A 10401-nucleotide genomic window follows, 5' to 3' on the forward strand; every position below is an offset into this window, starting at 1 on the left:
TGCTCCATGGACGAAGCGGTGAAAAACGTGCTCGACTGGAACTGGGGCGCGATGGCCCCTGAGCTGGTCATCCTCGGCGCGGCCACGCTGCTGACAATTCTCGACCTGCTCCTGCCCGCTGGCCGCGATCGCCGCCCGCTGGCCTGGCTGGGGCTGGCCGGCATCCTCATCGCCGCTTTCCTGGTGTGGCGGAACGTGCAGGCCGAGCCGACGCACATCCTGTACGACATGTACCGGGTGGACGATTTCGCGAACGCCTTCAAGCTCGTCTTCCTGGCCGGCGCGGCCTTCGCCCTGCTGCTCGCGGTGGCGGACGTGGGACCGGGCGGGGAAGCGAGTGGTGGCGAGAAGGCCATCCGCGACCGCGGCGAGTATTTCTACCTGCTTCTCACGGGCCTCTTGGGGGCGATGATGCTCGCGTCGGCGGCCGACCTGATCGTGCTGTTTGTCGGTCTGGAGGTGCTGGCCCTGTCGTCGTACATCCTCGTGGCCCTGCGCCGGCAATACCTGCCGGCGGTGGAAGGGGCGTTCAAGTACGTCGTGAACGGCGGCATCGCCTCGGCGATCACCCTCTACGGCATGTCCTTCCTTTACGGGCTGACCGGTTCGACTAACCTCTTAGCGGTCGGGGAGGGCCTTCGCGACGCCTATGTGAGCGGGAACGCCTACCTCGTGTACGTGGCCTTCTTCCTCCTCGTGGTCGGTGTGGCTTTCAAGATCGCTGCCGCGCCGTTCCACATGTGGGCCCCCGACGTATACCAGGGCGCGCCGACACCGGTGACCGCCTTTCTGGCCGTCGTGTCCAAGGCCGCCGGTTTTGCCCTTCTGCTGCGCCTGCTCCTGACGGCATTTTTGGGCTTGGCCAATCCGCTGGACGGTTCGCCGCTCCTGTTCTCCGAGCTGAACGTATACGTCGGCGCCGTGGCCGCGGCATCGATGATCATCGGCAACACCGTCGCCCTGCGCCAGACCAACGTCAAGCGCATGATGGCCTACTCCAGCATCGCCCACGCTGGGTACCTGCTTGTGCCCTTCGCCTCGCTGACCACCATGGTGTTTAGCCAGATGATGTTCTACCTGGTCGCGTACCTGTTCATGACCATGGGCGCCTTTGCCGTCATCCAGCTGGTCGCCCGCGACCGCGGCTCGGAAGACCTGCGTGCCTTCGCCGGACTCTTTCGCCGCTCGCCGCTTTTGGCGTTGGCGATGACGCTGTTTTTGCTGTCGCTGGCCGGGCTGCCCCTTACGGCCGGATTCATCGGGAAGTTCTACCTCTTCCTCAGCGCCGTGGGCCGCGAGATGTACGCACTGGCGGCGATCATGGTCCTGACCAGCGTGGTGTCCTTCGTGTACTACTTCGCCGTGATCCGGCAAATGTTCTTGCGGACCGGGGAGGAAGGGGACCCCGGCGTGCGCGTTCCGCCGACGGTGGGGACGGTCATCGCCCTGTCGGCGGCGGCGACGGTGCTCCTGGGTCTCCTGCCCGATCCCGCCCTCGATCTCCTGGCCCACACCTTCAACTTTTCGGAAATGTTCCTTCCGCTGGCCGAGTAGCGCAAGCGGTGCCCTTCCTCCGGGGAAGGGCGCCGTTTTTTTACGGGGCGCGGCCGAAACCGGCCGTGCAAGTGCGCGATCCCGGGGTGCGGGGCGACCGTTCCCCGTGTTCCGGGCGCGCGGACGGGAAAAACCGACGGTTTGGTGAAATTTTGTTTTCTGTTCGAAAGCGTTCCGGTATAATAAAATGACGGATCGGTTTGTCTTGCCGTGGAAGGGGGAACGGACGGTGGGGGACAACATGGGCCTCAACGCATTGGTGAACATTGTGCTGTCGCTGGCGTGCATTGGCCTTGCGTGGTGGGTCCTGCAAGCGGTGAAGTGGGACCTGTTTCTCCGCCGCCCGGATAGCCCCCAGGCCAGGTTGCTCATCGTGTTTTTGGCGCTTCTCGTGGGTTCGAGTGTGGCCGCGTTCCTGTCCGACTACCTCGGGTGGTCGCTTCTCCTGCACACCCTCTTCTCGTAGTCCCCAGGTATAGGGCCTTTCCCGGCCGTCCACACTGAACGTAGGAACGGTGGAACGGTTAAGGGGGAGGGCCGGATGGGGAAAGGCATGGGGAAAACCGCCAGAGTCGTGCAGATGTGGTGGATCATGGCCCTTTTTTTGGTGGCCGGGTGGACCGGGCGCGACACCGGAGGGACAGAAAACGTCCAACGCCTGTGGGAGGCGACCATGTCTGCCGGTGTCATCGCGCAGGAGGTAACGCTTCACGCCTATCGGCAGGTGGAGGCGGGTGCGCAGATGGCCCGCCCGGAAGCGTTGCTGGCGCGCTTTCAACAGCAGGTGATCCCGACGGCCCGGATGACCGTGGCGCCGCTCGCCCGGCACGAGTGGGCGGGGCTGCGGGCGACGGGAGCGCCGGAGACGGGCGTCACGGTGCGCGTCGCGGTCCTTGACGGCCCCGGCGGCGCCCGCGTGGTGGCCATGAATTGGACGCGCCTCGCGCCCCGGGCGGCAGACGTTCGCCGCGATGCGCAGCGCCTGTCCGCATGGCTTGCGGCCGAAGGGTTCCCGGCGCACCTCGACATCACGCTGCGCGGCGAATGGAAAGGAGCAGGAGCGGGCGACCTCCGCGAGACGGCAACGGCGGCCGTCCTGCGCGCGCTGCGGGCGACGGTCGTCGAAGTGGCCGTGGACGACGCGATGTATAGCATTTCGGGGTACAGCCCCCTGCTGTCCGGCGGCTTGGCAACCGGGAGCAGGAGGATGAACATCCAGGCGGCCGCCTCCCGTGCCGCGGAAGATGGCGCGGTGTGGGTGACCGTCGGAACCCCCCTTATCACCGTCGAATACTAATGGAGTGGGAAGAGAATCACAGGACGCGGAGGGAACGAAATTTGGATAAGATCATCGTCCGCGGAGGCAATCGACTCACCGGTCGCGTACGCGTTCACGGCGCCAAAAATGCTGTGCTGCCGATCATCGCCGCGACCATCTTGGGAACGACGGGGAAGAGCGTCATTCAGGAAACACCGGCGCTCGATGACGTGTACACCATCAGCGACGTGCTCCGCCACCTGGGCGTTCAGGTGACGTTCTTCGGCGATCGCTTGGTGATCGATGCCACGTCACTTGACGGTTATGAGGCGCCCTATGAGCTGGTGCGCAAGATGCGGGCGTCTTTTTTGGTGATGGGACCGCTCCTGGCCCGGATGGGCCGTGCGCGCATCGCTATGCCCGGCGGGTGCGCCATCGGCAGCCGGCCCATCGACCAGCACCTGAAAGGCTTTGAAGCGATGGGCGCGTCGATCGAGCTGGGACACGGGTTTGTCGAGGCGCGCGTCCAGGGCCGGCTCAAAGGGACCCGGATTTACCTCGACGTGCCCAGCGTCGGGGCGACGGAGAACATCATGATGGCGGCCACGCTGGCCGAAGGCACGACGTTGATTGAAAATGCGGCCATGGAGCCGGAGATCGTCGATCTGGCCACCTTCCTCAACGCCATGGGCGCCCGGGTGCGCGGGGCGGGCACCGGCACCATCCGCATCGACGGCGTCGAGGCCCTGCACGGGACGACGCATACGGTGATACCCGACCGCATTGAGGCGGGCACGTTCATGGTCGCGGCGGCCATCACGCGTGGCAATGTGCTGGTGGAAGGCGCCATTTACGATCACGTGCGCGCCGTGGCGGCGAAGTTGTCGGAAATGGGCGTGTACGTCGAGGAAGAGGATGGCGGCATTCGCGTCGTGGCCGAGGGGCGCTTGCGCCCGGTCGATGTGAAAACGCTGCCGTATCCTGGCTTTCCGACGGACATGCAGGCCCAGATGATGGCCCTGCTCGCCGTAACGGAAGGGACCAGCACGGTGACGGAGACGGTCTTTGAGAACCGCTTTATGCATGTGGAAGAATTGAAACGCATGAACGCGCAGATCAGGATCGAGGGCCGGTCGGCCATTATCGACGGCGTGCCGCGCCTCAGCGGGGCCAAGGTGTGCGCCACCGACCTCCGCGCCGGGGCCGCGCTCGTCTTGGCCGGTCTGGCCGCCGACGGTGAAACGGAAGTGACGGGGTTGCACCATATCGACCGCGGGTATGTCGATTTGGTGGGCAAGCTCCGTCGCCTCGGGGCTGACATCACGCGCGTGTCGGATGGGGATACGGCGGCCCCCTCTACCCGCGTGTACCCGCATTTGGCGTGACCGGGAAGGTCCAAAGCGGGACGCGCCGAGGGTGACGCGGTTGCGCTCCAACGGCTGCTTGCCTGACGGGTTCAGGCAGGCGGCCGTTTTTGTGTTGGCGTGTTCTACGGCGACCGCCGGGGGCATACAGATGAACACACCTGGCTGTCCACCGGAGGGAGGGACGCGCATGGCGCACCGGCGGTCGCTCCGCCCGTGGCGCACGCGATTGCTGCGGTTTCACACGCCGGGCCGGTTGCTGCCCGTTGTCGAGCAGCCGGAGGTGATGCGTTCGCTTCGGCACCTGCGCTGGCGCCGAGGGGTGCGGCGCATCGGGTCCTGGTTGGGCTCCCGGCACGCGTTCGGGATTGCCCTGGCACTGGTGGCGACGGCGGTGCTCGTGCTGGTGTTTCCCGCCGTGCTGGTGCTCCTGTGGGGTCCGGACCCGGCGGAATGGGGGGGAACCGCGGGAAAGCGCCCGTCCGGCCTGATCCCCCACCCTGTCGCCTTTGAGGTCCGCGTGTACCGCACGCAGGCGGACCGCGTCGATACGGTGCCCCTGGAGGAGTACGTGGCCGGGGTGGTGGCGGCGGAAATGCCGGCGGAGTTTGAACTGGAGGCGCTCAAGGCGCAGGCCCTCGCCGCGCGCACGTACATCGTCTATCGGCTGCTGCAGCAGCCGCGGCCGCCTGTTCCCGGCAATGCCCACGTCACCGACACGGTCCAGGACCAGGCCTATCGCGATCCGGGGGAGCTGCGCGCCGCCTGGGGAGCGGATTTTGCGTGGAAGTGGGCGCGGATCCGCAAGGCCGTGGCCGAGACGGCGGGGCTTATCCTCACCTACGACGGCGAGCCGATCTTGGCCGCCTTTTTCTCGACGGCCAGCGGCAAGACGGAAAGCGCCGCCGACTACTGGGGGAAATCGCTTCCATACCTGCGCAGTGTGCCGTCGCCGTGGGATGAAGCCAGTCCCCGCTTCCGCCAAACGGTGACCTTCACCTGGTCAGAATTTACGCGCAAATTGGGGCTTTCAGACCTACCCTATCCGGAGGGGAACCGGTCCGATTGGGCGGCGGTTGAGCGCACCACTACGGGCGGGAATGTGGCCGAGGTGCGCTTCGGCAGCCGGCGCTTCACCGGGCGGGAGGTGCGCGAGCGGCTGGGTTTGCCCTCGACGAACTTTTCGTGGACCGTCGCCGACGGGAAGATCACCTTTCACACCCGGGGGTACGGCCATGGCGTGGGCATGAGCCAGTGGGGGGCCCAGGGCATGGCGCGGGCCGGGAAAACAGCGGCGGAAATCATCCAGCATTATTACCGCGGCGTGCGCATCGAGCCGGCTGCGCGCTGGCTCGGCGGCACTCCGCCGGCGCGCACGTCGTGACGGGACCTGGGCTACTGGACGGTTCCCGCTTTCTTGGCGAACCGCTTCGCCTCAGGTATAAACCGGTTTCGAACCGTCGAAACTGGTTGCTGAGGTGATGCGAATGGACAAGCAAGCGAATCAAAACCAGCGGACCGAAATGGGTGGCAAAACGACGGTGAAGGCGCCGTCGCGGTGGAAAGCGTTTTTGAAGAAGAAGTGGATATTCCCGGCGCTGTACCTCGTCACGGCGGCTCTCATCCTGGCCCTCATCGTGTGGTACCCGAATCCGGACAGCTACGTGATTGACGAGGGCATGGAGCCGAGTGAGGGGGGCGTTGAGGTGACGAAACCGCAGCACCCGACGGCACAGGAGCCGGGCCAGACGGTCCCCGTGGACGCACCGCCGCAACTGGGGTGGCCGGTACCGGCGGGCGTGTCCGTGTCGGTGGTGCGCGACTTCTTCGACGACAAGGCCGACAAAGCCGCGCAGGCCAATGCTTTGGTCAAGTTTGACAACACCTATCGCCCGAACACGGGGGTCGACCTGGCCACGGCCGACAAGAAGCCCTTTGAGGTTGTCGCTGCGGCCGACGGCACCGTGACGCGGGTGGAAAAGGATCCGCTCGTCGGTTATGTGGTCGAAATCCGCCACGACGACAAACTGACCACCGTCTACATGAGCCTCGAGGACGTCAAGGTGGCCGACGGGGCCCAGGTGAAGAAGGGCGACGTCATCGGCAAGGCCGGGCGGAGCGCGCTGGAGAAGGAGTTGGGCCCGCACCTCCATTTCGAGGTTCGCGAAAACGGGCAAGCGGTCAACCCGCAAAAGTTCCTCACGCAACCCGGACAGCAGTCGTAAGGGAACACGGCCCGCGTGGACATTGTCCGCGCGGGCCGTGATGTGCTGTTGGACGCGTTTGCCACTGCGCACCGCTTGTCCCTCGGTGGCGGAAACGGCGAAATCGCTTGTCAGGCTGGGGAAAATCGAATACCGTGCGCTCCTTGCCAATATACTGTACCAAACCCACAACCCGAGGGAGGCGAGGGGCGTGCACGATTACATCAAGGAGCGAACCCTCAAGATCGGGCGCTACATTGTGGAAACCCGAAACACGGTTCGCACCATTGCCAAAAAGTTCGGGGTATCCAAAAGCACCGTGCACAAGGATTTGACCGAACGCCTGCCGGAGATCAATCCCGAACTGGCCAGCCAGGTGAAGGAAATCCTCGAATACCACAAGTCCATTCGCCATATTCGCGGTGGGGAAGCGACCAAGATCAAGTACAAGGGACGGTCGGAGAAAAAACAACAGGGATCGGACGCCCAGGCGCAAAACCGGTCGTGAGGGCTCGGCAGCAGAAAAAAGAGGAATTTCATGCAGGACAGCGAATATACAATTTGATGTGTCCATTTCGCCGGCGACGCCGGCATGGTGCGTGCGGAACCGAGCGGCAACCGGGTGATCACAAGGCGGTGGAACCACCGATATCGCTGTTCGTTGGGGATGTCGTCACCGCCTCTTCTGTTACGATTGTCGAGGACAAGGCTGACGAGACCCAAACGGGCAGGATGCACCGCCGGCCGGACTTCTTACCGGGCTGCCGAAGGGGGAAGGGACAAGCCAGCCCCATCGGGTTGTGGGGAGTTCGGGAGGGATTGGATGATCCGCGGTCTGTATACGGCCGTATCGGGCATGGTGACGCAGGAACGCCGCTATGAAACGCTGACGCTCAACGCGGCCAATGCCCAGACGCCGGGGTACAAAGCAGAACGACCGGTGCAGCGGGCCTTTCCGGAGATGCTGCTGGCGCGCATCAAGGGGAGCGAATCCATGGCCCTTCCTCGCCGTTTGGCGGTGGGACAAGCCTTCGTCGGGCCGCTGACCACCGGCGTGTACGTGCAGGAGCGCGTTGCCGATTTTCGTCAGGGTGATCTGGTGGAGACGGGTTCGCCCCTTGACCTTGCCCTGTACGATGACCGGCTGTACCTCAACGAGGAAACCGGTGCGCCGCAAAAAGCGACGCTGTTTTTTGCCGTTGCGCGGCCCGACGGCGCGGTGCGCTATGTCCGCGCCGGCCGCTTTACCGTCGACGGCGAGGGCTATCTGGTGACGCCGGGCGGATCGCGTGTCCTGGACGCGACCGGCGCGCCGATCCGGCTCTACAACCCGGCCGATCCCACGCAGGCGGCGGCCTACGCCGCCGGCGAGCTGCGCGTCGATGCCGACGGGCGCGTGCGCCTCGTCGATGGCCGCGGCCAACCGGTTCTCGGCCCGGGCGGTCAGCCCCTCGTCGACCGCCTGCTCGGCTTGGTGGCGGCCTTAGACCCGCACGGCATGGTGCGCGAAGGGGACGGCCACTACCGCTGGGAGGGGGACGAAGGCCTCCTGGTGCCTCTTGATCCGGGCACGGCGGCGGGGGCGAGCCTGCGGGAAGCGCTGCGCGCCCAGGGCGGCGTGCGGCAGGGGTTTTACGAGGCGTCGAACCTCGATCCCGCCCAGACGATGGTCGACCTGATGGAAGCGCTGCGCGTCTATGAGGCCAACCAGCGCGTGGTGCAGGCCTACGACCAGACCCTCGAAAGATTGTTCGGTGAAGTGGGCAAAGTATGAGCGAGGTGGCACGAGCGTGAACACTTCCGCCCTTATCGCTGCGGGAGCCCTCCGTACTCTGCAGGAGCGCATCGACGTGACGGCGCACAACCTGGCCAATCTCGACACGCCGGGGTACAAGCGGCGTGATGCCGTCTTTGCCGAGCTGCTCTACACCCAGGTGAACAACCAGCCCGTTCGTGAACAGGAGGCCGGGCGCCTCACCCCTCCCGGCCTGCGCGTCGGCTACGGGATGCACCTGGCCGCCACGCCGCTGTCCCTGACCCAAGGGGTGATGCGGGAGACGAACCGGCCGCTTGACCTCGCCATCGAGGGAGACGGCTTTTTCCTGGTGGAACAGCCGGTGCGGGACGGGGCCGGGCAGGCGGTCGACGAAAACGGCCGTCCCATCGTGCGCCGCGCCCTCACCCGTGCCGGCGCTTTCCACCTGTCCCCCCTGCCCGACGGTTCGGGACGCATGGCCCTGGTGACGCCGCAGGGCGACTTTGTGGTGCGGCAGGGGGCCGCGCCCGGGGACCCGAACCGCTATGTGGTGCTCGATCCGCTTCCGTCGGGGCGGCCGGTGAGCGAACGCGACCTGGTCATCGACGCATCCGGACGCATTTTCGTGCAAGAGGGCGACCGGACCATCGACACCGGCCTGCGCATCGGTCTGTGGCGGGTACCCAGCGGCGAGCGGCTGCGGTCCATTGGGGAAAACCGTTTTGCGGCGGACGAAAACGAACTGGTGCCGGTTGACCCAGGCGGCACAGGGGAAGGGGCTCGCGTGACCATCCGTCAGGGGATGCTCGAGGGATCCAACGTGGAGCTGGTGAAGGAGATGACCGACCTCCTAACTGCCCAGCGGGCCTATTCCCTCAACCTGCGCGCCCTGCAAATGGCCGACGAGATGTGGAGCCTGGCCAACCAGATGCGCCGATAGGGCGCGCATTGTTCCTCCCTTCGCGGGGAACCGCTTGCTTTCCCCTCGCCAAGACGCGGTGTAGTATAATGGTTTCGGTTCGCTTCCGGGCGCGGCCGCCGGTTTGCGCGGGAGATGGCCGCGCGCGGGCGTGTTGGGAATTCGCGAGGGAGGGTTCCGACTGATGAACGTCCCCAACCTGCTGACCCTGTGCCGTTTTGCCCTCGTCCCGCTCTACCTCGTGGTGTTTTTTTCGGGCCACCCCTACGCGACGCAATGGGCCTTTGTGGTGCTCCTCACCGCTGGGCTTACCGACATCATCGACGGGTACCTGGCCCGCAAGTACAAGCAGGTGACGGACATCGGCATCATGCTCGACCCGCTGGCCGACAAGCTGATGATGATCGCCGTCATCCTGTCCTTTGTCCTCACGGATCGCATCAGCTGGCTGGCGGCGGGGGTCTTTTTCGTTCGGGACATCGGCATGATCGTGGGGTCGGCGCTGTTTCACCTCAACGGCAAAAAGCCCCTCCCGGCCAATGCTCTCGGCAAAGCGACCACGGTGATGTTTTACATCACGTTCCTGCTGATCATGTTCGACTATCCCTACGCGGAAAACGTGCTGTGGGCGGTCATTGCCTTTTCCTTCGTCACAAGCTTCAATTACCTGATCAAGTTCAAGCGCATCAACGCTGCGTAATTGGTGGCGAGCGCGACAAAGGGCATCCCGAAGCGCGGGGCTGGGCTTGCGGCGTGGCCCCTGCACCGGATGCCCCTTTATGTCAACCTCAGCCGGCGGAATCGGCTTTTGCCTCTCGCCAGCCAAGGGTCGTTTTCAGTATGCGTCGCGCGACGCGCCCGCTATGTGCGCGCCGGCGGAAAAGCTGCCGGCAGGATTACCACCAACAGGAGGGACGGCCGTGCTGGATGTACAGGCGATTCAGGAGATCATTCCCCACCGCTACCCGTTCCTGCTCGTTGACCGCATCCTCGAGCTGGAAGTGGGCAAGCGCGCCGTGGGCCAAAAGAACGTGACCATGAACGAGCCCTTCTTCCAGGGCCACTTTCCCGGCTACCCCGTCATGCCCGGCGTGCTGATTGTCGAGGCCCTGGCCCAGGTGGGCGCCGTGGCCATCTTGGCCGCCGAGGAACACCGCGGCAAGATTGCTTTCTTCGCCGGCATCGACAACTTCCGCTTCCGCAGCCAGGTGAAGCCGGGCGACGTGCTCACGCTGGAGGTGGAGCTCACCCGCGTGCGCGGCAGCATTGGCAAGGGGCGCGGCGTGGCCAAGGTGGGCGAAACCGTGGTGGCGGAAGGGGAGCTGATGTTTGCGTTGGGCCACGTG

11 protein-coding genes are annotated in these 10401 nt (G+C 65.2%); all 11 read left to right on the top strand.

Annotated elements, in window-relative coordinates; genetic code table 11:
• Positions 1–6: 6 nt before the first annotated feature.
• Complete coding sequence (gene nuoN / locus ACYQ0Z_RS05145) at positions 7–1554, top strand: NADH-quinone oxidoreductase subunit NuoN (protein ID WP_459864994.1); 1548 nt, start codon at positions 7–9, stop codon at positions 1552–1554.
• Positions 1555–1783: 229 nt separating this feature from the next.
• Positions 1784–2020, top strand: coding sequence for a DUF1146 family protein (locus ACYQ0Z_RS05150; RefSeq protein ID WP_459864997.1), 237 nt, complete (start codon positions 1784–1786; stop codon positions 2018–2020).
• Between the two features lie 75 nt (positions 2021–2095).
• Positions 2096–2851, top strand: a complete 756-nt coding sequence (locus ACYQ0Z_RS05155; protein ID WP_459864999.1) for a YwmB family TATA-box binding protein — start codon at positions 2096–2098, stop codon at positions 2849–2851.
• 41 nt (positions 2852–2892) lie between these two features.
• Positions 2893–4197, top strand: a complete 1305-nt coding sequence (murA, locus tag ACYQ0Z_RS05160) for a UDP-N-acetylglucosamine 1-carboxyvinyltransferase (RefSeq protein WP_459865002.1) — start codon at positions 2893–2895, stop codon at positions 4195–4197.
• 169 nt (positions 4198–4366) lie between these two features.
• Positions 4367–5560 carry a stage II sporulation protein D gene (spoIID, locus tag ACYQ0Z_RS05165; protein WP_459865004.1) on the top strand — a complete coding sequence of 398 codons (1194 nt, stop codon included), beginning with the start codon at positions 4367–4369 and terminating at the stop codon, positions 5558–5560.
• Positions 5561–5663: 103 nt separating this feature from the next.
• On the top strand, positions 5664–6401 hold the full coding sequence (locus ACYQ0Z_RS05170) for a peptidoglycan DD-metalloendopeptidase family protein (RefSeq protein ID WP_459865007.1): 738 nt from the start codon (positions 5664–5666) through the stop codon (positions 6399–6401).
• Positions 6402–6591: 190 nt separating this feature from the next.
• Positions 6592–6888 carry a sporulation transcriptional regulator SpoIIID gene (gene spoIIID, locus ACYQ0Z_RS05175; protein ID WP_459865010.1) on the top strand — a complete coding sequence of 99 codons (297 nt, stop codon included), beginning with the start codon at positions 6592–6594 and terminating at the stop codon, positions 6886–6888.
• A 315-nt stretch (positions 6889–7203) separates the two neighbouring features.
• Positions 7204–8154, top strand: coding sequence for a flagellar hook-basal body protein (locus ACYQ0Z_RS05180; protein WP_459865026.1), 951 nt, complete (start codon positions 7204–7206; stop codon positions 8152–8154).
• Positions 8155–8170: 16 nt separating this feature from the next.
• Entirely contained in the window at positions 8171–9076 is a 906-nt protein-coding gene (locus ACYQ0Z_RS05185) for a flagellar hook-basal body protein (protein ID WP_459865028.1), read from the top strand.
• A 163-nt stretch (positions 9077–9239) separates the two neighbouring features.
• Positions 9240–9755: a CDP-alcohol phosphatidyltransferase family protein gene (locus ACYQ0Z_RS05190; protein WP_459865057.1), complete on the top strand. Its 516-nt coding sequence runs from the start codon at positions 9240–9242 to the stop codon at positions 9753–9755.
• 163 nt (positions 9756–9918) lie between these two features.
• Positions 9919–10401 (top strand): 3-hydroxyacyl-ACP dehydratase FabZ (gene fabZ, locus ACYQ0Z_RS05195; protein ID WP_459865171.1); only part of this gene is annotated, 483 nt, incomplete at its 3' end.

Source organism: Calditerricola yamamurae, from assembly GCF_054654135.1.